16 protein-coding genes, 1 tRNA gene and 1 pseudogene are annotated in these 24851 nt (G+C 62.7%); 12 read left to right on the top strand and 6 right to left on the bottom strand.

All coding sequences use genetic code 11. The features are described 5' to 3' along the window. Positions 1-14: 14 nt before the first annotated feature. The 5 genes from IGS55_RS07965 to IGS55_RS07945 all read left to right on the top strand — a co-directional run bounded on the left by IGS55_RS07965 (position 15) and on the right by IGS55_RS07945 (position 6264). Complete coding sequence (locus IGS55_RS07965; protein ID WP_230517295.1) at positions 15-3179, top strand: efflux RND transporter permease subunit; 3165 nt, start codon at positions 15-17, stop codon at positions 3177-3179. Between the two features lies 1 nt (position 3180). Beyond that, positions 3181-4629 (top strand): AdeC/AdeK/OprM family multidrug efflux complex outer membrane factor, encoded by a 1449-nt coding sequence (adeC, locus tag IGS55_RS07960; RefSeq protein ID WP_230517294.1) that lies wholly within the window; start codon positions 3181-3183, stop codon positions 4627-4629. A 68-nt stretch (positions 4630-4697) separates the two neighbouring features. Continuing rightward, positions 4698-5312, top strand: coding sequence for a TetR/AcrR family transcriptional regulator (locus IGS55_RS07955; RefSeq protein ID WP_230517293.1), 615 nt, complete (start codon positions 4698-4700; stop codon positions 5310-5312). A gap of 102 nt (positions 5313-5414) precedes the next feature. Continuing rightward, positions 5415-5491: transfer RNA gene (locus tag IGS55_RS07950), tRNA-Pro, on the top strand. A gap of 332 nt (positions 5492-5823) precedes the next feature. Beyond that, a complete protein-coding gene (locus IGS55_RS07945) occupies positions 5824-6264 on the top strand; it encodes a hypothetical protein (RefSeq protein ID WP_230517292.1) in 441 nt (146 codons plus the stop codon). Between the two features lie 236 nt (positions 6265-6500). Here the strand turns inward: IGS55_RS07945 and IGS55_RS07940 are convergent. Together IGS55_RS07940 and IGS55_RS07935 are read right to left on the bottom strand one after the other, a co-directional pair. After that, a pseudogene (locus IGS55_RS07940) lies at positions 6501-6671 on the bottom strand (integrase core domain-containing protein); the annotation flags it as partial. Positions 6672-6706: 35 nt separating this feature from the next. Next, positions 6707-7702: an AraC family transcriptional regulator gene (locus IGS55_RS07935; protein WP_230517291.1), complete on the bottom strand. Its 996-nt coding sequence runs from the start codon at positions 7700-7702 to the stop codon at positions 6707-6709. Positions 7703-7842: 140 nt separating this feature from the next. Between IGS55_RS07935 and IGS55_RS07930 the strand changes: the two genes are divergently transcribed. Continuing rightward, a complete protein-coding gene (locus IGS55_RS07930) occupies positions 7843-9012 on the top strand; it encodes an MFS transporter (protein WP_230517416.1) in 1170 nt (389 codons plus the stop codon). A 59-nt stretch (positions 9013-9071) separates the two neighbouring features. Here the strand turns inward: IGS55_RS07930 and IGS55_RS07925 are convergent, their stop codons facing one another. Next, a complete protein-coding gene (locus IGS55_RS07925; RefSeq protein ID WP_230517290.1) occupies positions 9072-9428 on the bottom strand; it encodes a hypothetical protein in 357 nt (118 codons plus the stop codon). Between the two features lie 164 nt (positions 9429-9592). Between IGS55_RS07925 and IGS55_RS07920 the strand changes: the two genes are divergently transcribed. The 3 genes from IGS55_RS07920 to IGS55_RS07910 are packed head-to-tail and all read left to right on the top strand — an operon-like array spanning position 9593 to position 15425. Continuing rightward, positions 9593-10759: an efflux RND transporter periplasmic adaptor subunit gene (locus tag IGS55_RS07920; RefSeq protein ID WP_329958139.1), complete on the top strand. Its 1167-nt coding sequence runs from the start codon at positions 9593-9595 to the stop codon at positions 10757-10759. Continuing rightward, positions 10759-13935 carry an efflux RND transporter permease subunit gene (locus IGS55_RS07915; protein ID WP_230517289.1) on the top strand — a complete coding sequence of 1059 codons (3177 nt, stop codon included), beginning with the start codon at positions 10759-10761 and terminating at the stop codon, positions 13933-13935. The genes IGS55_RS07920 and IGS55_RS07915 overlap by 1 nt, the downstream gene beginning before the upstream one ends. Then, positions 13932-15425: a TolC family protein gene (locus IGS55_RS07910; protein ID WP_329958138.1), complete on the top strand. Its 1494-nt coding sequence runs from the start codon at positions 13932-13934 to the stop codon at positions 15423-15425. Before IGS55_RS07915 ends, IGS55_RS07910 begins: the two co-directional genes overlap by 4 nt. Before the next feature lie 22 nt (positions 15426-15447). Here IGS55_RS07910 and IGS55_RS07905 read toward each other — a convergent pair whose 3' ends face one another. The 3 genes from IGS55_RS07905 to IGS55_RS07895 are packed head-to-tail and all read right to left on the bottom strand — an operon-like array spanning position 15448 to position 17188. Next, on the bottom strand, positions 15448-16287 hold the full coding sequence (locus IGS55_RS07905; protein WP_230517288.1) for an MBL fold metallo-hydrolase: 840 nt from the start codon (positions 16285-16287) through the stop codon (positions 15448-15450). 21 nt (positions 16288-16308) lie between these two features. Continuing rightward, positions 16309-16635 carry a hypothetical protein gene (locus IGS55_RS07900; protein WP_230517287.1) on the bottom strand — a complete coding sequence of 109 codons (327 nt, stop codon included), beginning with the start codon at positions 16633-16635 and terminating at the stop codon, positions 16309-16311. A gap of 7 nt (positions 16636-16642) precedes the next feature. Further along, a complete protein-coding gene (locus tag IGS55_RS07895; protein ID WP_230517414.1) occupies positions 16643-17188 on the bottom strand; it encodes a sugar ABC transporter in 546 nt (181 codons plus the stop codon). Positions 17189-17346: 158 nt separating this feature from the next. Between IGS55_RS07895 and IGS55_RS07890 the strand changes: the two genes are divergently transcribed. The 3 genes from IGS55_RS07890 to IGS55_RS07880 form a co-directional block, all read left to right on the top strand. Then, positions 17347-18255, top strand: coding sequence for a LysR substrate-binding domain-containing protein (locus IGS55_RS07890; protein WP_230517286.1), 909 nt, complete (start codon positions 17347-17349; stop codon positions 18253-18255). A 188-nt stretch (positions 18256-18443) separates the two neighbouring features. After that, positions 18444-20456: a S9 family peptidase gene (locus tag IGS55_RS07885; protein ID WP_230517285.1), complete on the top strand. Its 2013-nt coding sequence runs from the start codon at positions 18444-18446 to the stop codon at positions 20454-20456. 578 nt (positions 20457-21034) lie between these two features. Beyond that, the coding region (locus IGS55_RS07880) for a beta strand repeat-containing protein (RefSeq protein WP_230537179.1) at positions 21035-24851 on the top strand (3817 nt) is incomplete at its 3' end.

Genomic DNA, 24851 nt, shown 5'->3' with positions numbered 1-24851 from the left:
TCAGGAGAATATTAATGGCCCGTTTTTTCATTGACCGCCCGATTTTTGCCTGGGTGGTCGCGATCGTCATCATGCTTGCCGGCGTGATTTCGATCCTCAGTCTGCCGATCGCGCAGTACCCGAGCATCGCTCCGCCGTCGATTTCGATCAGCGGCTCCTACCCTGGCGCCTCCGCCAAGACCGTGGAAGATGCGGTCACCCAGGTCATCGAACAAAAGATGAAGGGTATCGACGGCTTGCGCTACATGTCTTCGTCGAGCGATGCGACTGGCGGCATCAGCATTACGCTGACGTTTACCAGCGGCACCAATCCCGACATCGCTCAGGTGCAAGTACAGAACAAGCTGCAGCTGGCCACGCCACTGCTGCCGACGGCTGTCACGCAACAGGGTCTTGTCGTGTCGAAAGCGACGAAGAACTTCTTGATGGTGTTCGGCTTCATTTCCGAAAACGGCAAGATGGACCAGACCGACTTGAGCGACTATGTGGCCGCCAACGTCGTCGATCCGCTGAGCCGCGTGCCGGGCGTGGGCGACGTGACGCTGTTCGGTTCGCAGTACGCGATGCGTATCTGGCTCGACCCGGCCAAGCTGCAAAGCTTCAACCTGACCCCGGCGGACGTGATCACGGCCGTGCAGGCGCAGAATGCGGAAGTGTCGGCCGGTGAACTGGGCGGCACGCCGTCCGTCAAGGGCCAGCAGCTGAACGCCACCGTCTCGGCGCAGAGCCGCTTGCAAACGGTGGAGCAGTTCGGCGCCATCTTGCTGAAAACCACCACCGAGGGCGCCATGGTGCACCTGAAGGACGTGGCCAGCATGGAACTGGGCCGCGAGAACTACAACACCGTGGCCCGCTACAACGGCCATGCGGCGACCGGCGTGGCGATCAAGCTGGCGACGGGCGCCAACGCGCTCGATACGGCCAATGCGGCGAAAGCCATGCTGGGCAACCTGAGCAAGCAATTCCCTGAAGGCATGAGCTACCAGGTGGCGTTCGACACCACCCCGTTCGTGAAACTGTCGATCGAAGAAGTGGTGAAAACCCTGGTCGAAGCGGTCATCCTGGTATTCCTGGTGATGTATCTGTTCCTGCAAAACTTCCGCGCCACCCTGATCCCGACCATGGCCGTGCCGGTCGTGCTGCTCGGTACCTTCGGCATCCTGAATGCGTTCGGCTATTCGATCAATACCTTGACCATGTTCGCCATGGTGCTGGCCATCGGCCTGCTGGTCGATGATGCGATCGTGGTGGTGGAAAACGTCGAGCGCGTGATGAGCGAAGAGGGCTTGTCGCCGCTGGAAGCGACGCGCAAGTCCATGACGCAGATCACGGGCGCGCTGGTCGGTATCGCCATGGTGCTGTCGGCCGTGTTCGTGCCGATGGCCTTCTTCGGCGGTTCGACGGGCGTGATTTACCGCCAGTTCTCGATCACGATCGTCTCGTCGATGGTGCTGTCCGTCGTCGTTGCGCTGGTATTTACGCCAGCCTTGTGCGCGACTTTGCTGAAACCGGTCGAAAAGGGCCATCACGCGACGAACAAGGGTTTCTTCGGCTGGTTCAACCGCAGCTTCGATAGCAGCAGCAACAAATACCAGGGCATGGTCGGCAGTATGATCCGTCACCGCGCCCGCTCGATGCTGCTGTACGTCATCCTGCTGGCTGGCCTGGTATTCGTCTTCATGCGCCTGCCGACCTCCTTCCTGCCGGAAGAAGACCAGGGCATCCTGTTTACGCAGATTCAATTGCCGACGGGCGCCACGCAAGAGCGCACCCTGAAAGTGATCGAGCAGGTCGAAGACCACTTCATGAACAGCGAGAAAGACAACGTCGCCTCCGTGTTTGCCGTGGCCGGTTTCAGCTTCGGCGGTAACGGCCAGAATACGGGTATCGCCTTCGTGCGCCTGAAAGACTGGTCGCTGCGCAAGGACGTGGCGCAAAAAGCGCCGGCCGTCGCCGGTCGCGCCATGGGCAAGTTGTTGCAGATCAAGGATGCGATGGTGTTTACGTTCGCTCCGCCTGCCGTGCTGGAACTGGGTAACGCCACCGGTTTCGACATGCAGCTGCAGGATATCGGCGGTGTCGGCCATGACGCTCTGATGGCGGCGCGTAACCAGTTGCTGGGCATGGCGTCGCAAAATCCTGCCATGGTCGGTGTGCGCCCGAACGGCCAGGAAGATACGCCGCAGTACAAGATCGACATCGACCAGCAGAAAGCTACCGCGCTGGGCCTGCAGATCTCGGAAATCAACCGCGTGCTGAGCGTGGGCTGGGGTAGTTCGTATGTGAACGACTTCCTCGACCGCGGCCGCGTGAAGAAAGTGTTCATGCAAGGCAATGCCGAATCGCGCATGCTGCCGGAAGACTTGAACAAGTGGTTCGTGCGCAATACCGCTGGCCAGATGGTGCCGTTCTCGGCCTTCGCCACCGGCAAGTGGATCTATGCTTCGCCGCGCCTGGAACGCTACAACGGCTTGCCGTCGGTAGAGATCCTCGGTACGCCGGCGCCGGGCCAGAGCACGGGCGCCGCCATGAACGCGATGGAAGAGATGGTCGCCAAGCTGCCGCCTGGCATCGGCATGAGCTGGACCGGCGTGTCGCTGGAAGAGCGCGAATCCGGTTCGCAGACGCCGCAGCTGTATGCGCTGTCGCTGCTGATCGTGTTCCTGTGCCTGGCTGCGCTGTATGAAAGCTGGTCGATTCCTTTCTCGGTGCTGCTGGTGGTACCACTGGGCGTGATTGGCGCCGTGCTGGGCACCTGGTTCTTCGGCCTGTCGAACGACGTATACTTCCAGGTGGGCTTGCTCACGGTGGTGGGTCTGTCGGCGAAGAATGCGATTCTGATCGTTGAATTCGCCAAGGAAATGCAGGAATCGGGCATGTCGCTGCTGGATGCGACCTTGCATGCGGTGCGTCTGCGTCTGCGTCCGATTCTGATGACCTCGATCGCCTTCGGCCTGGGCGTGCTGCCACTGGCTATTTCCAGCGGCGCCGGTTCCGGCAGCCAGAACGCCATCGGTATCGGCGTGCTGGGCGGTATGTTGACGGCCACGTTCCTCGGTATCTTCTTCGTGCCGGTGTTCTTCGTGCTGGTGCGCGGCTTCTTCTCGAAGTCGGACGCGCCCGCCACGCCGGCGACGCCTGGCTCGCCAGCCGTCACGCTTTCTAAGGATGCGCATTAATATGAAAAAAACGCTACTCTCCATGGCGGCACTGGCCTTGCTGGCCGGTTGCAGCCTGGCTCCCACGTACGAGCGTCCGGCAGCGCCGGCGCCCACGGCGTGGCCGACCGGTCCTTCCTACAAGGCCGACACGGCCGCCGCCGACGCCAAGCCGGTGGCGGACGTCGCCTGGCGCGAGTTCTTTGCCGATGCGCGCTTGCGCCAGGTACTGGAACTGGCGCTGGCCAACAACCGCGACCTGCGCGTCTCGATCCTGAACATCGAGAAGGCGCGCGCCACCTACGGCATCGAACGCGCCGCCCTGATTCCGACCCTGTCGGCCTCGGGCGGCCAGTCGGCCACGCGCATCTCGAAAAACCAGAGCGCCACGGGCGAAGCGTCCATCAATCGCCAGTACACGGCGAACCTGGGCGTGTCGGCGTACGAGCTGGACTTCTTCGGCCGCGTGCGCAGCCTGTCCGACAGCGCGCTGGAACAATACCTGGGCACGGAAGAAGCACGCCGTGCACAGCAGATCAGCCTGGTGGCCGAAGTGGCCAGCACCTATCTGAACCTGGTGGCCGACCAGCAGCGCCTGCGCGTGGCGCAAGACACCTTGAAGAGCCAGCAGTCGTCGTATGACCTGGCCGTGCGCCGCTTCAGCGCGGGCGCCACCTCGGGCCTGGATAAATACGATGCCCAGACCAGCGTGGAATCGGCCCGTTCCGACGTGGCTGTCTACACGAGCCAGGTCGCGCTCGACCAGAACGCGCTGGTCTTGCTGGTGGGCGGCCCCGTGCCGACCGACCTGCTGCCGCAAGCCGAGTTCGGCGCCGTGACGGCCCTGGCGGACATTCCGTCCGGCGTGCCGTCGGACGTGCTGCAACGCCGTCCCGACGTGCTGGCGGCGGAGCGCACCTTGCGCGCTGCCAACGCCAACATCGGCGCGGCGCGCGCGGCTTTCTTCCCGCGCATTTCGCTGACGGCGACGGCCGGTTCGGTCAGCGACAACCTGTCCGGCCTGTTCAAGGGCGGCAGCGGCACGTGGAGTTTCCTGCCGCAGATCAGCTTGCCGATCTTCGATGGCGGCGTGAACCGCGCCAACCTCGATATCGCCAAGGTGCAGCGTGAAATCTCCGTGGCGCAATACGAAAAGGCGATCCAGGTCGCCTTCCGTGAAGTGTCCGATGCGCTGGCCCAGCGCGGCACCATCGACGAGCGCCTGCAGTCGCAGGTCTCGCTGGTCGAGGCGTCGACGAAGAGCTATTCCATCCACGATGCGCGTTACAAGCAGGGCGCCGAGTCCTACCTGAACGCCCTGGTGGCCCAGCGCGCGCTGTACACGGCGCAGCAAAGCCTGATCACGGCGCGCCTGGCCAAATCGACCAACCTGGTGACCTTGTACAAGGTGCTGGGCGGCGGTTGGCAGCCTGAGCAGACAGCCGTCGCGGCGGCTGGCGGCGCCCAATAACCACGGGGACGCCGACGCCGGCCTTGCCCTTGTCCGCAGGGGCAGGGCCGGCGCGCTACTGGAAAATCATGAACCAAGTTGAAAAGAAGCATCCGGACCCCGAGCGCGCCAACACGCGGCGCAAGCAGGTCCTTGATGCGGCCGAAAGCTGTTTCAGCCGCCGCGGCTTTCACGGCGCCAGCATGGCCGAGATATCGAAAGCGGCCGGCATGAGCGCGGGCCACATCTATAATTATTTTGACAGCAAGGATGCGATCATCGCCGCCTTCGTCATGAAGAACACCGAGCGGGTGTCGAACCTGATGCAGGATCTGGCGCAGCGCGAAGATCCGCTGCAGTCCGTGATCGACAATGCGGGCGAGCACGTGTTGGAAAGCCTGGACCCGAAAACGTGGGTGATGCCGCTCGAGATTTTTGCCGAGGCCTCGCGCAATCCGGTGATCGCCGAGATGCTGCGCTGCGCGGACGTGCGTTCGCGCCAGCAGCTGCTCGCCATCATCCGCGACGCGCGCATCAAGCGCGGCTTGCCCGCCGGTGAGGAGATGCTGGAAGGGCGCCTGAACGCCATGATCGCCATGTACCAGGGCTTGCCCGTACGCCTGGTGCACAATCCCGACGTCAAGGCCGAACCGCTGATCGCCGGTTTCCGCATCGTCCTGACGGCGCTGCTGCTGAGCGAATAGGGCGCCTGGACGGGCCATGCAAAAAAGTTTGCGCAGTTCGATATGAATCATGCGCAAAGCATGGCAAAAACCTAAAAGCGTCTGCTATAATTCCCACCTCGTCGGGGCGTAGCGCAGCCTGGTAGCGTACATGCATGGGGTGCATGGGGTCGGAAGTTCGAATCTTCTCGCCCCGACCATTAGATTCAAGGAGTTACGGCGCAAGCTGTATAGAAACCCAGTACTGTTTATTATACGTTTGTATAATATCGGTGCTGGGTTTTTCCGTTTACGTGACGTATGATTTTCGTTGCAGCATGCCGATGTCCGTTGAACAGGCATGCGCTGCCTCTTGCCTGACTTTACGGGCAAGAACACAATCGTCTTCAACGATTCTGAACGCAAGTCGATTTTGCGTCGAATTTTCCCGGGCTGCTTTCAGCGACGCTAACGACTGCAAGAGCAGCCGCTCGATAGAATAGCGGTTGTTTAATTCCGGGCATGCAGTCGCTCATTTCTAAATATGGAATCAATGACAGTGATGGCAACAAAGTGGAAGAGCCAGGAGGTGCGAAGCTGCAATGGTCTCCTGTGCAGCAATGGTGATCTCTACGACGTGCACGCAACCAGAATGGCCAGGGTACGTGAAAAACAGGAACTTGGCGGTTGGCTCAATGTCGCGATTCTGGCGCAAGAAGAGTTGTATGGTGGACAGTACATGGTTAAGTGCGGAGAGGCTGCGGAACACGGCTCGATCGGCGTAGTCGTTTTGGAATCGCTGCAAAATCATGAACCTGTTTGGACGTTTGTTTCGGATCAATCCAATCCATTTGATCAAATAACAATCAAGGGCGGCTTGGTGTTGGTGCTGTCAACGTCAGGCGCCGTGTTACGGTTTGGTGCGCCAATGAGGGAGGCAAGGCTTCTGCTCCCGAGTACTGCGATCCATGGTTCTAACGACGGGCGCTTGTAAAGTCAGACGCTGCGCGTGCGCTATGCTTAGGTGATGCCTTTTAAGCAGCCTCCGGCCACAAGCGGTCAGTCGTGAACAGGGAGACAGATGGGCGTCATCAACAGATGTGAAGCGTCGCTACGATTATTTGGCGACGACCTCATTCCCGAAGAGGTGTACCGTCTATTCGGCCATTTCCCTTCGCAGGCATGGATGGTAATCCCCCTATTTTTAGAGCGCGTTAAAAGTAGAGCTTGAGCGGCCATGGCAAGCTTCTGTTTTGGCGTGATGGCGCCAAGTCCGATGTTGGGCCGGTCGTGATTGCAAGTCCACAGCCAGCGGGTTGCCAAATCCTCGATATCCTCGAGCGTTTCAAACAAATAATGGGCCAACCAGTCGTAACGCACCGTGCGGTTATGTCGCTGAAAAATGGATTGATCAGCGCTTCCCTCAGCTGTTCTCCTCAAAGCATTTGCCGACAGGCACCCGGCGGCTTGCCGATGACGCGTTTAAAAGCACGACTGAACGCGGCTTGCGATGTATAGCCAAGGCGTCGGGCGACGACGTCGATGGACACTCTTTCGTGAGTGAGCAATTGTCTGGCAAGACGCATTCTCAATTCCGTGGCATAGCGCAGGGGCGGCACTCCGATGGTGGTTTCAAAGCGTTGTGCGAAAACAGAGCGGGAGATATGGCACTCCGCGGCCAACTGCGCAACTGTCCATTCACGACCAGGCTGGCGGTGCAGCGCCAATATGGCACGAGCAAGGCGCGGATCACGCAAGGCGGCGAGGAGACCGGAAGCGTTTTCACAACCGCATTCAATCCAGCCGCGCACGATCATTGCCGCCGCGACCTCCGCCAGGCGAGCCAGAATGCCTGCAAAGCCAATACGGCCGGCGCAGATTTCACGCTTCATTGAATCAAGAACAGGCAGTAATCCAGGATAGCCTTGCGTTTGCGTGTCAGCCACCATGACGGTTGGCATCAGCTTGCCGATCCCTTGCATCCCGCCGAGATCGAATTCCATGCAGCCGTAAAAAATAACCGCACTGGGCACGGGGTGCGTACTGGGACATGTGTCTACTCCGCTAACGGATTCACCAAGGGGCGCGGCATCGAACTTTCCGATGTCCTGAAATGCAATACCCGCATCCGATAGAAGCTGATGTCTCCTGCCGTGAGGCATGAACGCCGCGCTACCGGCGGACAGCTTATGCAACTCACCATCATCCGTACATAGGAAGGCAGTGCCAACGGCCAGGAAGTGGAAGTAGGCGTGGTTTGGCTTGTCTTCAAAGCCCATGCCGAAAGCTGGACCGGTCTGAATGCGGCGGTACTGGACTCCACGCAGGCGCATGCCTGTCAATAGTTCACTGACGAGATTAGATGATGGAGAAATTTGATTTTGCTTGCTCATTTTAGGTGTTTCGATCAAAACATCAAGACTTGCCATCATAGATCATCCTGGATTTTACCTCTAGACTTTCGACTCCGATTGTTTTAGGGATTTCAGAGATGAACAACGATGTTTTTGCTACAGAGCAAACGCCCAACGCGAACGATGTGCCTGTTCCAGAGCCAGCGGCGGCGGCATGGATGGCAGTGTTTTCACTGGCCATGGGGGTTTTCGGTTTGCTGACGGCGGAGTACCTGCCGGCCAGTCTGTTGACCCCGATGGCCTTCGATCTTGGCGTATCGGAGGCACTAGCTGGTCAGGCAGTGACGGTGACGGCCGTAGTGGCCATGTTCGCCGGGCTGTCGGTGCCAGGTCTCACGCGTCGTTTTGACCGGCGTGTCGTCTTGTTGGCTTTCACGGTGCTGATGATCGCCTCCAACTTGCTCGTGGCGTTGTCCTCAAGCTTGACAGTATTGTTGGTGATGCGCATTCTTCTGGGCGTCGCGCTAGGAGGCTTTTGGAGCATGGCGGCAGCCGTGGCGATGCGGCTGGTGCCGGCAAAGCTGGTGCCGCGGGCGCTATCCATCATATTCAGCGGCATCGCCATCGGGACGGTCGTTTCCGTACCGTTGGGCAGCTACCTAGGGGGGCTATATGGCTGGCGCAGTGCATTTATGGCAGCCGCGGCTGTCGGAGGGCTGACGCTTGTGTTTCAACTGTTCACGCTGCCCCGTATGGCGCCGCGCACGATGGTGCGCACCACATCGGTACTGCGATTGCTCCGTCGCCCGGGGATCGGGATCGGGATGCTGGGCTGCGTACTTGCCCATACCGGGCAATATGCATTGTTCACGTATATTCGCCCCGCTCTTGAAAGCGTTGCCCATATAGATGTAAACGGTTTGTCTCTGATGCTCCTGGGTTTTGGTGTCGCCAACTTCGTTGGCACGCTGCTGGCCGGCTGGCTAATGGAGCATAGCCTGCGTGCCACTTTAGTGCTCATGCCTGCGCTGGTGGGCCTGGCGGCATTCGGCATGATCCTGCTGCCGGTCCAAGGAACAGGCCTGATGTTTTTGGTCGCTCTGTGGGGCCTGGCGTTCGGCGGCGTACCTGTCGCCTGGTCCAACTGGGTAGCCCGTGCTGTCCCGGATCAAGCGGAGACAGCAGGCGGCATGGTCGTCGCTGCGGTGCAATCGTCAATAGCCGCCGGCGCCGCATTGGGCGGCATTATGTTCGGGTTTGGTGGAGTGACAGGCGTTTTCATGATTGCTGGCGTTGTGATGCTGTTCGCCGCTCTCGTTATCGCTTCAAGAGTTCGAGTCGAACTGCCGCAGCACGGTGCGACCGCCGCCCCAGTGCTGCATGGTTGAGCGTAGGCTACATCCGAATTTTCAATATTTGGGTAACGTCAGCCAAAAATTTTCCCCCATTACCGTCGGGCTGTACGCTGCTGCGGTTCATCGGCGCCATCCCACATCGAACCGAGGTCCGATCGGGTGTAGGCGCCACCTTTTTGCGGCGGGAACGCGAACTGACTGATCAACCCATACTTGATTTGGAGTCCACTGGCGCGGGCGATCACTTCGGCAGTCTCAGGCGGGACGGCGATATCGACAGCATTGCCACTGTTTTTTGTGTGTTTTGCTGGGCTTGATCCTGATCCGCCCACCCTCGATTCTTTCAGTATGCGCATATCTGTGCCGCGCGCCCACGGCAGGTAGGACATGTCGATTTGATCGATAGGGTTGTCCTGGCGCAGGCACAGATGCGGCGTTCCCCAATCCATACACGCCAAGAAAATATCGACACGGTGCGTACCACCGCACCGCGCCGCCACAGCCATCACATTGATAAAAAAACTTGACCTTCCAAGTGTGTCAGGTCGGATAAAGGCAATGGGAGTTGTTTCAGCTCAACAAAACCATGTCGACTCCAGTCGCGAAAGGCACAATGATGAAAGTCACACCAATAATTCTGATTACCGCGGTGCTGGGCACCGCGCTTGCCGTCAGCGGATGCAAGCAGTCGGCATCGCCTGCCGCTGCGGCCAAGCCGCCCGGCGTTCCCGTTGCCGAAGTGATCGTTCGGCAGGCAACACCGTACGTCGAGTTCAACGGCTCGCTGACCGCCGTCAAGCGGGTTGAGTTGCGCCCGCAGGTGGCTGGCTACCTGCAGGACGTGAGCGTGCCGGAAGGCCGCTTTGTCGAGAAGGGCAGCAAGCTCTTTGTGATCGATCCGCGCGTGTTCCAGGCGGCGGTGCATGCCGCCACGGCGCGCCTGCGCGAGGCTGAGGCGGCGTCGATGCTGGCCCAGGCCGAGCATGAACGGGCCGAACAGCTGTTCGCCACGAAGATCGTCGCGCGCGACCGTCTCGACGTGGCCACGGCGGCGCTGCATGCGGGCAAGGCACAGGTCGATGCCGCCAAGGCCGCGCTCGACGCCGCGCAACTGGAGCTCGGTTTCACGCGCGTCACGGCACCGATCAGCGGACGTGTCGGCCAAGTTCTCGTCACCGAAGGCAACTACGTCGCCAGCGGCGTGACGCCCCTGACGACGATCGTTTCCATCGATCCCCTGCACGTCTATTTCGATGTCGATGAACGCACCTATTTGCGCTCGCTCGCCGTCGGCCGAGCCAGCGCCACCGCGCGTGGGGCGCAGGCGGCCAAGGTCATGGTGGCATTGGCCACGGACAAGACATACACGCGTCCCGGCCGTGTCGATTTTCTTGCCAACGCCGCTGACCGCGGCACGGGAACGGTGCGTGTCCGCGCCGTGGTCGACAACCCCGATGGAAAACTGACGCCCGGCCTGTTTGCCAAGGTCAGACTGGAGACGGGGGCGCAGCAAGCCAGGGTGCTCGTTTCCGATCAATCGATAGGCACGGACCAGGGGCGCCGCTATGTGCTGGTGGTCGGCAAAGGCGACAAGACGGAGTTCCGGCCGGTCGAGCTTGGCCCGATGGTCGACGGTTTGCGCGTGATCGAGCAGGGGCTGCAGCCCGGCGAGCGCATCGTCGTCAAGGGCCTGGTGCGCCCGGGCATGCAGGTGACGCCGCAGTCGGCCGCGATGGATGGTACGCCCATCGCCGTGCCGAAAACCTCGGGAGCCGCGTAATGTCTTTCCCACGTTTCTTCATCGACCGCCCGATCTTTGCCATCGTCCTCTCGGTTCTGATGGTGCTCGCCGGCATCGTTGCTTTCTTCCAGATGCCGCTCAGCGAATATCCTGCGGTGACGCCGCCGACCGTGCAGGTGAGCGCCGCCTATCCTGGCGCCAATCCCAAGGTGATCGCCGAAACGGTGGCGGCGCCGCTCGAGCAGGCCATCACCGGGGTCGAGGGCATGCAGTACATGTCGTCGCAATCGGCAACCGACGGCCGCATGACCTTGACCGTCACTTTCGCGCAGGGGACGAATGCCGACATGGCGCAGATCCAGGTGCAGAACCGGGTCGCGCGCGCGTTGCCGCGTTTGCCTGAAGAGGTACAGCGCCAGGGCGTCGTCACGCAGAAAACCTCGCCGGATATCCTGATGGTGGTGCACCTGCTGTCGCCCGACAAACGCTACGATCCCCTGTACATATCGAATTACGCCTACCTGCAGGTGCGCGACGAGCTGTCCCGCATCCCCGGCATCAGCGACGTCCTCGTCTGGGGCGCGGGCGAATACAGCATGCGGCTGTGGCTCGATCCGAACCTGATCGCCGCACGCGGCCTGACGGCAGGCGAGGTGATTGCCGCCGTGCGCGAACAGAACGTGCAGGTGGCCGCCGGTTCCGTCGGCCAGTCTCCCGATTCCAGCGCCGCCTTCCAGGTGACGGTCAACACGCTCGGACGCTTGACCGACGAGGAACAGTTCGGCGACATCATCATCCGCACGGGCGCCGAAGGCCAGGTCACGCGCTTGCGCGACGTGGCCCGCATCGAGATGGGCGCCGACGCGTATGCGCTGCGCAGCCTGCTGGACGGCGAGCCGGCCGTCGCCTTGCAAATCATTCAAAGCCCAGGCGCCAATGCGCTCGACGTAGCGCAGGCGGTACGCGATACCATGCAGCGGCTGGAGGAAAATTTCCCGGCAGGACTGAGCTCGCGCATCGCCTATGACCCGACGGTGTTTGTGCGTGCCTCGCTGGAATCGGTGGCAACGACCTTGCTCGAGGCGATCATTCTCGTCGTCATCGTGGTGGTGCTGTTCCTGCGCAACTGGCGCGCGTCGCTGATTCCCCTCATGGCGGTGCCGGTATCGCTGATCGGCACCTTCGCCGTCATGCATCTGATGGGCTTCTCGCTCAACACCCTGTCCCTGTTCGGCCTGGTGCTGTCGATCGGCATCGTCGTCGATGACGCCATCGTGGTCGTCGAGAACGTCGAGCGCCACATCGAAAATGGCGAAGAACCCAGGCAGGCGGCAAGGCGCGCCATGGACGAGGTCACGGGCCCCATCATCGCGATCACCTCGGTGCTCGCCGCGGTGTTCATTCCGACCGCCTTCCTGAGCGGCCTGCAGGGCGAGTTCTACCGCCAGTTCGCGCTGACGATCGCCATCTCGACCATCTTGTCGGCCGTCAATTCGCTCACGCTCAGCCCGGCGCTTGCCGGCCTGCTGCTCAAGCCCCGCAAGGCCGAGGCCGTGCATGATCCGCGCCGCCTGCGTGGCCGCGCCGAGCACCTGTTGCAGATGCTGGGCCGGCCGTTCCAGCGCGCGCCGGATGCGTATGGCAACACGGTGCGCAAAGTCGTCAGGGTCAGCGGCGTGGCCTTGCTGGTATACGGCGGCCTGCTCGCGCTGACCTTCTTCGGCTTCAAGGCCGTGCCGCCGGGCTTCGTGCCGATGCAGGACAAATACTATCTGGTGGCGATCGCCCAGCTGCCCAACTCGTCATCGCTGGACCGGACCGACGCCGTCGCCAAGGAAATGTCCAGGATTGCACTGGCCGAACCTGGCGTTGAAAGCGTCGTCGCCTTCCCCGGCTTGTCGATCAACGGCTTCGTCAACGTGCCGAACGCGGCCGTCATGTTCGTCATGCTCGACCCGTTCAAGGCCCGCACGACGCCCGATCTCACGGCGAACGCGATCGCCGGGCGCCTGCAGGCGAAGTTCGCCGGCATTCCCGACGGTTTCCTCGGCGTGTTCCCGCCGCCGCCGGTCCCCGGTCTTGGCGCGACGGGCGGCTTCAAGATGCTGGTCGAGGACCGTGGCAGCGCCGGGCTCGATGCCCTGGTGCAGCAGACGCATATCCTGATGACCAAGGCAAGCGAGTCGGGACAGGTGGCCGGGCTCATGACCAGCCTGGACGTCAATGCCCCGCAGCTCGAGGTCGCCATCGACCGTACCCAGGTCAAGAGCCAGGGCGTGCGCCTGGCCGACGTGTTCGAGTCGTTGCAGATCTACCTCGGTTCCCTCTACGTCAACGACTTCAACCGCTTCGGCCGGACTTACAAGGTGACGGCTCAGGCCGATGCGGAACATCGCATGCAGGCCGAGGCCATCGGCCGCTTGCAGGTGCGTAACGCGGCCGGCGACATGCTGCCTTTGTCGTCGTTTGTCACCGTCACGCCCAGTTCCGGTCCGGACCGCGTGGTTCACTACAATGGCTATCCGTCGGCCGATATCTCGGGCGGCGCGATGCCAGGCGTCAGTTCGGGGCAGGCCGTGGCGGTTATGGAGCGGCTGGCGAAGGAGGTGCTCCCTGAAGGCATGAGCTTTGAATGGACTGATCTTACCTACCAGCAAAAGCTGGCCGGCGATTCGGCGCTGTTCATCTTCCCGCTATGCGTGCTGCTTGCCTATCTGATCCTGGCCGCGCAGTACAACAGCTGGCTGCTGCCGCTGGCCGTCCTGCTGATCGTGCCGATGTGTTTGCTGAGCGCGATCATCGGCGTGTGGCTGGCGGGTGGCGACAACAACATCTTTGTGCAGATCGGACTGATCGTGCTCGTCGGACTGGCAGCCAAGAACGCCATCCTCATTGTCGAGTTCGCACGTAGCCTGGAAATGGAAGGATCGAGCGCGCTCGATGCCGTCATCGAGGCTTGCCGGCTGCGGCTGCGGCCCATCCTGATGACCTCGCTTGCCTTTATCGCCGGTGTCGTGCCGCTGGTCTTCGCCAGTGGCGCCGGCTCCGAGATGCGCCAGGCCATGGGCATCGCCGTGTTCGCCGGCATGCTGGGCGTGACACTGTTCGGATTGTTCCTCACGCCCGTGTTTTATGTGGTGATGCGCGCCCTGGCGGCCCGCTTCGAACGCCACACGCCAACGATCCGGACAAGCATGCACAGGAGCGCATCATGAATCGCCCGTATCAAACAATTTTAGTCTCATTGAGTGGGCTCACGTTGCTGGCCGGCTGCGCGGTCGGCCCCGATTATGCGCCGCCGTTGCCGCCGCCGCTGTCCGCATCGCAGTTTTCCGGCAGCGCAGGTCAGACCCACGCCGGTCTTGTGCCGGGGGCGGTCGAGGTGGAGTGGTGGCGCAGCTTCGACGCCCCGGCGCTGGTCACCCTGATCCAGCGGGCGCTGGCGGCGAACCACGACGTCGGCATCGCTGCCGCCCGGCTCGCGGAGGCAAAAGCCTTGCTGCGCGAAGACCGGCAGGGCTTCCTGCCGCAAGGTGGCGCCGGGCTCGGGTACGAGAAGCGCCGCTTGAGCAAGGCCGAAACGCTGCCCGGCCAGCCGCGCCGGAGCGAAAGCTATCGCGGCACCGTCGATGCGTCCTGGGAGATCGACCTGTTCGGCCGCGTGCGGCGGTCCGTGGAGGCGGGCCAGGCGCAGGCGGGCTCGCGCGAGGCCTTGCTGCGCGGCGTGCAGGCGGGTGTTGCCGCCACGGTGGCGGCCACTTGGTTCGAGCTGGGCGGCATCGAGGCTGAACTCGCTGTCGTTGCCAGCATCACCCAAAGCCAGCGGGACAGCCTGGCGCTCGTTGAGCGCATGGTAAACGCTGGCTCTGCCAGCGAACTCGACCGCCTTCGCGCCGAGGCCTTGCTGCGCTCGGTGGAGGTGGCCGTGCCCGAACTGGAGCGCCGCCGAGCGGCCTCCGTCAACGCACTGGCCGTCCTGCTTGGCGAAGTGCCGCAGACGTTCAGCCTTCCCGCCGCCACGCCCGCAAGTGACGCGCTGACGGTGCGGACGATCACCGTGGGCGATCCTGCCGGGCTGCTCGCGCGGCGCGCCGATATTGCGGCGGCCGAGCGCAACCTGGCTGCCGCGACCGCCCGCATCGGGGTGGCGACGGCAGGCCTGTATCCCGAGGTCCAGGTAACGGGTTCTATCGGACTTGTCGCGGGCAGCCTCGATGCGATGGGCGACGCTGGCATGCAATCGAGCTTTCTCGGCCCCGTCATCCGCTGGAATCTGCTTGATACGGGGCGTGTGCGTGCCCGGATCGCCGCCAGCGAGGCACGCGCCCAGGCAGCTCTGCTCGTCTACGACCAGACCGTCTTGCGCGCACTCCAGGAAACGGATGATGCCTTCAAAGCCCATGACACGGCAGGCAGCACGTTAGGCTTGCGAATGCTTGAAGCGGCGGCAAACCGCGAGGCTGCGCGTCTTGCCAGGTTGCAGTTTTCGGCAGGCGCAGGCCTCTACCTGGAGGTACTCGAAGCGGAACGGGCCGACTTTGCCAGCCGGCGCGCGCTGGCCGTCGCGCGCACCAACCAGCGGCTTGCCGTTGTCAGCATCTACAAGGCGCTGGGCGGCGGCTGGGAGATCTGCGCGCAGGCAAGCGACGACTGTGAAGGCGCCCGGGCGCTTCCGCGGACGAAGCAACTCGTTGGCAGGCCTTGAACTTACTGCGCGCGGGCAACCGCTAGGCTTCGTAGACTATCCTGTAGAGATTGCCTTTGCGCCGGATATGTGCGAAGCCGAGTTCTCCAAGGTGCATGCCGGCGATGACGATGTTGTCGGAGCTGACAACATCGAGCAGTGTCGAGCGTGTTTCGGCCGACAGCAGGGGATCCTGGTCGAAGGCAATGGATACGTCGGGACGCGCAATCTGGATTTGGGGGAAATGCACAATATCCCCCCAAATCAACAGACTGCGGCCACCGGATTCGATGCGATAGCCGGAATGTCCTGCGGTATGCCCCGGTAGGGGCATGGCACTAATGCCAGGGAGAACTTCGTTCCCGGTAAACAAGCGTATCTTTTCCCGATACTTGTCAAACACCTTCCGGGCAAACAGAAAGTTGCCGCGAGCGCGCTCACTCGCTCGGCTGAAATTGCCATCGTCCTCCCAGAAAGAAACCTCATGCTGGTGGACCACCAGCTGCGCATCGGGAAAGGTTGCTTCTCCTGACGCATCAAGCAGCCCGCCGACATGATCGGGATGCGCATGCGTCAGCAGTATCGTGTCGATGTCGGAGGTGTGTACGCCAGCCAGCGCAAGATTGACTTTCAGCTTGCCGCCCCATTGCTTGAATCCGCCCGCACCCGCATCAATCAGGATTGTGCGGCCACGGCCGCGCACCAGATAGCAGTTGATATGGATGGAAGAGGGATCGCTCACACCTGCGTCCTGCTGCAGTTTTGACGCATCCATCGAATCTATATTGGAGAGCAAATCCAGACTGGCGGACAGGTATCCGTCACTGATGGCCGTGATCGAAAACTCGCCTATCTGCTGGCTGGGAAATGGTATGTGGTCCATTGCTGTATTCCTCAATAATAATCAATTGCGTGCATGAATGGCCGGAGCCGCATAGCCAAAGCAGCGGATGCGTGCGGCAAGGCCGGTATTTGCTTTGATGATGGCCTCCAGCCTTTCCATGAACACATCCATGACGGCTTTCGTCCTGAACGGTACAAGCCGGTATTTGATTTCCGCATAGGCCGGATTCCCCCGGCCATGACGGACACCGACATAGATGATGTGCACGTTCTCCAGCGCAGCTTCAAGCATTCCTGTGCAGAGTTCGGTACATTGGTCGGTGAGTTCCCCCAGATTTGCATCTGGCGGCATCTTTTCGCCTGGTATGAAAATCGTCACGTTGGGCATGTGGGCTCTACCGCGAAATCTGATGAGCGATGTCACTGCCATTCGTCAATTGACCGGTCATGGGCGCATACAGATGGACGCCCTCCGGCAGTTGATCCATGCGGGGGCCAGTGGCGCGCCCGGTCTTCGCCACCCATCGATGTTCAGGGAACCTTTCCAACGCGACAGCCTGCATCCGACAAGGAGCGAGGCCCATGTCGATGAGCGGCTCCGGGCCGACCGTACTCGTCACCAGATAGTCGTCTTCGCCGATGGCCGGTGCGCGCTCAAGGCCGGCATACAGATTGCGGTGCCAGTCGCTGATGTGTTGCTGCCAGCGCGCGAAATTGCCGCCGCCTTTCTGGCGATACTCCGGTCCCTGAAGCACATCGAGATTGTCGATCGTATGCATGGCGAGGTAGGCAGGGCAACCGGCGCTCAAGGCTTTGAAGCGCTGCGAGGTATGGAAGCCGCTTACCGAAATGAGCGCGGGCAGTTTTTCCAGGCTATAGAAGTTATTCCACTCCGCTTCACTGGCGGGATCGGCAAAGCTGCATTCGACTGTATATATCATGAGATCGTTCGTGACCGGACGCTTTGCGCGCCGGCCTTCCTTGTTGATGTTCAATCATTCTGCGCCGTGAATTTCGCCGTATAAATCGATTTTTTGGTATCCTTCCATGATTAAACATCAAGGTGAGCCGCTAGCCTGGCTCTGAATCAGGAACTCCCATGCGCCGCAAGATTCCCAGCAACGCCGCACTGATGGCCTTCGAGGCCGCCGCCCGCCATGGCAGTTTCGCCCGGGCGGCGGCGGAGTTGTCACTGACGGAAGGGGCCATCAGCCGTCAGATTGGCCGGCTGGAAGCCTTTCTTGGCGTCACCTTGTTTGAAAGAGTCGGCAATCGTGTGCGGCTATTGCCGAACGGGGAGCGCTATGCGGCGCAGGTGCGCGAGTCGCTCGACCGGCTGGAGCGAGACAGCCAGTACCTGATGGGACAGCCAGTCGATGGTGCCAGCCTCGACATTGCCGTCATCCCGACGTTCGCGATGCGGTGGCTGATTCCCCGCTTGCCACAATTCCAGCAGCAGCATCCGAACATTTGCGTGCATCTTGCAGAGCGGATGGAACCCTTCGTTCTTGCCGGCAGCGGCTTCGATGCCGCCATCCATTTCGAGCATCCGGCCTGGACAGGAATGCGTACGTATCCGTTGCTGCATGAGGTGCTGGTGCCAGTTTGCCATCCTGCACTTCTGAAAGTGGGCAGAGGAGCAACGGCACTGGACACGCTGCCGCGTCTGCACCGGCGGCAGAACCCGGATGCCTGGGAACGTTATTCCCAGGAAACCGGAGTCGTGCTGAGCAATCCTGCGACCGGTGCGCGCTACGATCTGCATGCCATGCTGATCGAGGCGGCATTGGCCGGCCTCGGCGTCGCCCTGGTGCCGCGCCCTTACGTGGAAACGGAGCTGGCGCAAGGCCGCTTGGCCGCTCCATGGCCCGATGGAAAAACCATCTCCAAGACCTTCTGCATCGTCCTTCCCGAGCCTATCGGCTTGAGCGGAAAACCGGTCCAGGCATTGACGCAATGGATACTGGACGAGGCGAAGAACACAACGATGGCTGTGCCGCAGACCTAGCCGATCAAGCGCGGCCCAGCGTTGAGGTGTTCGCCTGCGCCGCGTTCCATTCTCACTTTCCTGCATTCCATCCCCCGATTTGCGTCCTTCATCACTGTCATCAACCTGGCGACATGGCTTTGGCCTATGATGTGCTGGCACATGCAAAATTATTATGTTTTCCTTCATCCTACAACCATGAGGTGTCCATGATTCGCTATGTCCTGCCTGTCCTGTTGTTCGCCAGCGCGCTGCCGGCGCACGCCCAAGCTCCTGTCAAGGAAACGCCGCTGATCGAGCGTGCCAAGCTGTTCGGTAATCCCAGCAAGTCCGGCGGCAAGCTCAGTCCCGATGGGCAGTGGCTGTCGTGGATCGCGCCGCGCGATGGCGTGCTCAATGTGTGGGTGGCGCCGGCCAATGACCTGGCGCAGGCGCGTCCGTTGACGGAAGAAAAGGTGCGGCCCATCCGCAGCAGCTTCTGGTCGCCCGATTCGAAAACCCTGTTGTTCATCCAGGACAAGGGCGGCGACGAGAATTTCCTGCTGTACGGCGTGAACGTGGCGAGCGGCAAGCAGATCAGCTACACGCCGTTCGAGAAGACGCGCGTGCGGATCGTCCAGATCAGCAGCAAGGTGAAGGACCGCATCCTCGTCGGCATCAATAATCGCGATGCGCGCTGGCACGACGTGTACAGCCTCGACCTGGCCAGCGGCAAGCTGACCCTGGTGCGGCAGAACGATGGCTATGGCGGCTACCTGGCCGATGAGTTGCTCAATTTGCGCGTCGCCAGCAAGGCGCGCGCCGATGGCGGCATGCAGTATTTCCGCCTGACGGACGGCAAGGTCGAGAGCACGCCGCTGGCCGAGGTGGGCCTGGAAGACTCGCAGACCACGGCGCCGCTGGCCTTCACGGTCGATGGCAAGACTCTGTACTGGACCGATTCGCGCGGCCGCAATACTTCGGCGCTGCTGGCGCAAGACGTGGCCAGCGGCAAGAGCACGGTCGTGGCGCAAGACCCGCGCTCCGACATCGCCGATGCGCTGTACGATCCGCGCACGGGCCAGGTGCAGGCCTATACGGTCAATTATCTGCAGCAGGAATATCTGCCGCTGACGAACGACCTGAAAGCCGACCTGGCCTTCCTGAAGAAAAACACGAAGGGCCAGTTCACGGTGACGTCGCGCACGGATGCCGACGACAAGTGGCTGGTGTCCGTCGACGCCGTCACGGCGCCGCCATCGAGCTGGCTGTACGAGCGCAAGACCAAAAAGCTCACGCGTTTATATGTGACCCGGCCGGAACTGGAAGGCGCGCCGCTGGTGCCCATGTATCCGCAGCAAATCAAGGCGCGCGACGGCCTGACCCTGGTGTCCTACCTGACCTTGCCGCAGGCATCGAAGGCGACGGCCGACGGCAAGGCCGCGCAGGCGGTGCCGATGGTGCTGCTGGTGCATGGCGGCCCGTGGGCGCGCGACACCTATGGCTACAACGGCTACCACCAGTGGCTGGCGAACCGCGGCTATGCCGTGCTGTCGGTGAACTTCCGCGGCTCGACGGGTTTCGGCAAGCAATTCATCTCGGCCGGCGACCTGCAGTGGGGCCGCAAGATGCATGACGACCTGCTCGACGCGGTGCAATGGGCGGTGCAGAGCGGCGTGACGAGCGCCGACAAGGTGGCCATCATGGGCGGCTCCTACGGCGGCTACGCCACCCTGGCCGGCATGGCGTTCACGCCGACGACGTTTGCCTGCGGCGTCGACATCGTCGGCCCGTCCAACCTGTTTACCTTGCTGCAAACCATCCCGCCGTACTGGGAAGCGGGCAAGCAGCAGTTTTACAAGCGCATGGGCGACCCGACCACGGAAGAGGGCAAGGCGCTGCTGAAGGAGCGCTCGCCGCTGAACTTTGCGCAAAACATCCAGCGCCCGCTGCTGATCGGCCAGGGCGCGAATGACCCGCGCGTCAACGTGGCTGAATCGGACCAGATCGTGGCGGCGATGGCGGCGAAGAATATCCCTGTCACGTATGTGCTGTTCCCCGATGAGGGCCATGGTTTTGCCCGGCCCGTCAACAACATCGCCTTCAATGCGGTGACGGAAAACTTCCTGGGGCAATGCCTGTCTGGCCGTGCCGAGCCGATCGGCGCCACCCTGAAGGCGTCCACGGCGCAGGTCAAGCATGGCGCCGAGTTTGCGCCGGGCTTGCAGCAAGCCATGCAGTAAGCGGCCACCAGGTGGCGCGGCCTGCCTGGCACCCAGCCTGGCAGGCCATACTGCCCGCCGACAAGAAATTATGGGCGGGTGGCTTGCAAGATGACAGTCTCCGGCGTTGCGTGCGTACAACTGACGCCAGGCTGTGCAAGGTCAATTCGCTGTGGCCGCTTCCGATGAAGCACAGGCATGACACATGGCGGTTGGGCAATCCAGCCTTCCCTGAGGCATTCTCGTTCAATTCTGTTGTTAGATAAATACATCATTTCAGCAATAATTACTTTTCGTTAAAAATCTTCCCTATTTGATAATATTTCACAGTTACTTTCTTGGTGAGTCGTAGTAGCATAGATTGACTTAAAGCAAGGTTCAATCATGCTGGGAAGCCATTATCAGTCCTGTTGACGGTCGCTGTCATCGGCGTGCAGGGTTGCCATGAGCGTTATCCGTACAAGGCCCGGCGCCAAGATAAATGTATCGAGGGAAGACAAATGTTTCTAAATTTCACGAAATTTGGATGGCTATCCACGCCTGTCAGCGGTGTTGATTGTCTCGTTGCCGGAGACCCTGGCACACCGGCTGTCCAGACCTTGGCGCGATCGTGGCTGACGCGCCTGGCGGGAACCCTGCTGTTTGTCTTGCTGTCCCTGTGGTCGCACCAGGCTTCCGCCGCCAGTACCTGCCCGAGTCCGCGCGCCGTCAGCATCGTCGCGGGGGGCGAGTATTATGAGGATTACACCAATGCGCCTTGCTCCCAGTTCGGCCTGACGGGCACCCTGGTGGCGCCGCTGTATGGCACGCTGGAAGATTCGAATGCCACGAATGCCGTGCGCTACCGGAATACCAATCTCAGCGCGACCTCGGACACGTTTACCGTCAGGGACGACGTGGGGCAGCCCATCGTGTACAACGTCACGATCACCTCCGCCATCGTGCTGGCACCGGCCACCGTGCCGAATGCCACGGTGGCCCAGCCTTACTCTACAACAACTTTGACGGCGACGGGCGGCGCGGCACCATACACCTACGCGGTCAGCGCTGGCGCCTTGCCGGCGGGCGTGAGCTTGAGTGGTGGCGGTGTACTGTCGGGTACGCCGACAGCGGGCGGCACCTTCAACTTCACCGTGCGCGCCACGGATTCGCTGGCCGTCAATGGCACGCGCGCTTATACGCTGACGGTAGCCGCGCCCACCATCGCCATCGCGCCGACGACCCTGCCGGCGATGACAGCCGGTCTTGCCTACAGCCAGGGCATCACCGCTGCGAACGGCACGGCGTCATATACCTATGCCGTCACCGCCGGCAGCGTGCCCGCGGGCCTGACCCTGGCGTCGAACGGCACTCTGTCCGGCACGCCCACGGCGGCCGGGGCCTACAGCTTTACCGTCACCGCCACCGACAGCAGCACCGGTACCGGCCCCTATACGGGAGCGCGCGCGTATTCCGGCACGGTGGCTGCCGGTGCGCCCGTTGCCGGCGATGTCAGCGCCACGGTGGCCTACGGCAGCAGCGCCAACCCGATCACGCTGAACCTGAGCGGCGGTGCGGCAACGTCCGTGGCCGTGGCGTCCGCCGCCAGCAACGGCACGGCAAGTGCCAGCGGCACTACCATCACTTATACCCCGACGCCAGGCTACGGCGGGCCGGACAGCTTTACCTACACGGCCAGCAACGGTATCGGCACCTCGGCGCCGGCCACCGTGACGATCACGGTAGGCGGCCCCACCATCACGCTTGCGCCAAGCACCGTGCCGGCGGCAAGCGTGGGGACGGCCTACAGCCAGAGCGTGACCGCCGCGAACGGCGGCGCGCCATACACTTACGCCATCAGCGCCGGCGCCTTGCCGGCCGGGTTGAGTCTGAATACGTCCACCGGTCTGCTGTCGGGTACGCCGACGGCGGGCGGTACCTTCAACTTCACCGTGCGTGCCACGGACAGTTCGACGGGCAGCGGCCCGTATTCGGGCGCGCGCGCCTATTCGATGACGGTGGCGGCACCGACGATCAGTATCGCGCCAGCGACCCTGCCGGCGATGACAGCCGGTCTTGCCTACAGCCAGGGCATCACCGCTGCGAACGGCACGGCGTCATATACCTATGCCGTCACCGCCGGCAGCGTGCCCGCGGGCCTGACCCTGGCGTCGAACGGCACTCTGTCCGGCACGCCCACGGCGGCCGGGGCCTACAGCTTTACCGTCGCCGCCACCGACAGCAGCACCGGTACCGGCCCCTATACGGGAGCGCGCGCGTATTCCGGCACGGTGGCTGCCGGTGCGCCCGTTGCCGGCGATGTCAGCGCCACGGTGGCCTACGGCAGCAGCGCCAACCCGATCACGCTGAACCTGAGCGGCGGTGCGGCAACGTCCGTGGCCGTGGCGTCCGCCGCCAGCAACGGCACGGCAAGTGCCAGCGGCACTACCATCACTTATACCCCGACGCCAGGCTACGGCGGGCCGGACAGCTTTACCTACACGGCCAGCAACGGTATCGGCACCTCGGCGCCGGCCACCGTGAGCATTACCGTGGGCGTGCCCACTGTCAGCCTGACGCCGGCGAGCTTGCCCAATGCAACGGCGGAAACGCCTTATAGCGCCACCGTCACGGCGGCGGGCGGCACGGCGCCGTACGCCTACAGCGTCAGCGCCGGCAGTTTGCCTGCCGGCCTGAGCCTGAACACCACCACGGGCGTGCTGTCGGGTACGGCGAATGTGGCCGGCAGTTTCAGCTTCAGCCTGCGCGCCAGCGACAGCAGCACGGGTGTGGGCGCGCCGTTCAGCGCAACCAACAGCTATACCTTGACGATTGCCGCAGCGGTGATTACGCTCACTCCAGGTACCTTGCCGGCAGCGGCGACGGCCACGGCGTACAGCCAGCAGCTGACAGCTGCCGGTGGCGTCGGCCCGTATGCTTATACCGTCACGAGTGGCAGCCTGCCGGCGGGCCTGACCTTGAGCAGCGGCGGTTTGCTCAGCGGTACGCCAACGGAGGCCGGTAGCTTCACCTTGACCGTGCAAGCGCAGGACGCACACCAGTTCGTCGGCGCGCAAAGCTATACCCTGGCCGTGTCGTCGCCCACGCTGAGCCTGAACTTGCCGAGCCTGCCAGGTTCGACGGCGGGAACCGCGTACAGCGCCGCCATCACGGCGGCGGGCGGCACGGCGCCGTATGCCTACAGCGTCAGCGCAGGCAGTTTGCCTGCGGGCCTGAGCCTGAACACGGCCACCGGCGTGCTGTCGGGCACGACGAACGTGGCCGGCAGTTTCCCGTTCAGCATCAAGGTCACGGACAGCAGCACGGGCACGGGTGCGCCGTTCAGCGGGACCAACAGCTATACCCTGGTGGTCGGCGCGCCGACCCTGACCCTGACGCCGGCCAGCCTGGCGGCCATCCGTGTCGGCGACGCCTACAGCCAGGCCTTCACGGCCGCCGGCGGCGTGGCGCCGTATGCCTACTCCGTGAGTGGCGGCGCCTTGCCTGCCGGCCTGGCGCTCGATGCGGCGAGCGGCATCGTCAGCGGCACGCCGACGGTGGCGGGCGGTTATGCGTTTACCCTGCAGGCCAAGGATGCCAACCAGTTCACGGTGCAGCAGGCGTTGACCCTGCTGGTGAACCAGGCGCCGCCGCCGGTGCCCAATGAAACGGCGACGACCTCGGCCAACCAGGAAGTGAGCTTGACCATCGCTTCCACGGATGGCAGCCCGATCACGGCAGTGACCATCGTCACGCCGCCGCAGCATGGGACCGTCACGGTGGTGTCGAGCGGCGCGGCGGGCGGCGGCAATCTCGCGTTCAAGGTGACGTATGTGCCGAATGCCGACTACTTCGGTCCCGACGCCTTCAGCTACACGGCGACGGGTCCGGGCGGCACATCCGCGCCGGCGACGGTCAGCGTGACGGTGGCGCCGCAGCCTGTCCCCGTGCCGGTGGCGAAGACGGCCACGGTCCTGGCCGGCACGCCGGTGACCCTGAACGTGACGGAAGGGGCCACGGGCGGGCCGTTCACGGCGGTGGCCATCACCACGCAGCCAGCCAGCGGCACGGCGGTGGTCAGCGGCCTGAATATCGTCTACACGCCCGGCATCAATACCAGTGGCGACATCAGCATCGGCTACACCGTGTCGAACGCGTTCGGCACCTCGGCGCCGATCAAGGCCAGCATCAGCGTCAACCCGATGCCGCAAGTGCTCAGCCAGAGCGCCACGGTGGTGGCCGGCCTGACGGTGACGGTCGACCTGACGGCGGGCGCCACGGGCGGTCCGTTCACGGCGGCGAATGTGCTGAGCGTGGCGCCGGCCGAGGCGGGCAAGGTGCTGGTGCGCGACGTGGGCACGGCCGGCAAGCCGTCGTACCAGCTGAGCTTTGCGGCCTCGGGCAAGTTCGCCGGCGCGGCCGTCGTCAGCTACACCC

The sequence above is a fragment of the Janthinobacterium sp. EB271-G4-3-2 genome, from assembly GCF_020858035.1.
In the GTDB taxonomy this organism is placed as follows: Bacteria; Pseudomonadota; Gammaproteobacteria; order Burkholderiales; family Burkholderiaceae_D; genus Janthinobacterium; species Janthinobacterium aestuarii.
Note: the sequence above shows the minus strand (reverse complement) of the source record. Positions and strands in the feature narration are given on the sequence as shown.

What these genes read in the sequence shown, in the direction of transcription:
- IGS55_RS07910 (WP_329958138.1), top strand. Translation starts at nt 13,932, where the DNA reads ATGAATCGCCCGTATCAAACAATTTTAGTCTCATTGAGTGGGCTCACG.
- IGS55_RS07945 (WP_230517292.1), top strand. Translation starts at nt 5,824, where the DNA reads ATGACAGTGATGGCAACAAAGTGGAAGAGCCAGGAGGTGCGAAGCTGC.
- IGS55_RS07965 (WP_230517295.1), top strand. Translation starts at nt 15, where the DNA reads ATGGCCCGTTTTTTCATTGACCGCCCGATTTTTGCCTGGGTGGTCGCG.
- IGS55_RS07890 (WP_230517286.1), top strand. Translation starts at nt 17,347, where the DNA reads ATGCGCCGCAAGATTCCCAGCAACGCCGCACTGATGGCCTTCGAGGCC.
- IGS55_RS07885 (WP_230517285.1), top strand. Translation starts at nt 18,444, where the DNA reads ATGATTCGCTATGTCCTGCCTGTCCTGTTGTTCGCCAGCGCGCTGCCG.
- IGS55_RS07925 (WP_230517290.1), bottom strand. Translation starts at nt 9,428, where the DNA reads ATGGATTGGGGAACGCCGCATCTGTGCCTGCGCCAGGACAACCCTATC.
- IGS55_RS07955 (WP_230517293.1), top strand. Translation starts at nt 4,698, where the DNA reads ATGAACCAAGTTGAAAAGAAGCATCCGGACCCCGAGCGCGCCAACACG.
- IGS55_RS07920 (WP_329958139.1), top strand. Translation starts at nt 9,593, where the DNA reads ATGATGAAAGTCACACCAATAATTCTGATTACCGCGGTGCTGGGCACC.
- IGS55_RS07915 (WP_230517289.1), top strand. Translation starts at nt 10,759, where the DNA reads ATGTCTTTCCCACGTTTCTTCATCGACCGCCCGATCTTTGCCATCGTC.
- IGS55_RS07900 (WP_230517287.1), bottom strand. Translation starts at nt 16,635, where the DNA reads ATGCCCAACGTGACGATTTTCATACCAGGCGAAAAGATGCCGCCAGAT.
- IGS55_RS07935 (WP_230517291.1), bottom strand. Translation starts at nt 7,702, where the DNA reads ATGATGGCAAGTCTTGATGTTTTGATCGAAACACCTAAAATGAGCAAG.
- IGS55_RS07895 (WP_230517414.1), bottom strand. Translation starts at nt 17,188, where the DNA reads ATGATATATACAGTCGAATGCAGCTTTGCCGATCCCGCCAGTGAAGCG.
- IGS55_RS07905 (WP_230517288.1), bottom strand. Translation starts at nt 16,287, where the DNA reads ATGGACCACATACCATTTCCCAGCCAGCAGATAGGCGAGTTTTCGATC.
- IGS55_RS07930 (WP_230517416.1), top strand. Translation starts at nt 7,843, where the DNA reads ATGGCAGTGTTTTCACTGGCCATGGGGGTTTTCGGTTTGCTGACGGCG.
- adeC (WP_230517294.1), top strand. Translation starts at nt 3,181, where the DNA reads ATGAAAAAAACGCTACTCTCCATGGCGGCACTGGCCTTGCTGGCCGGT.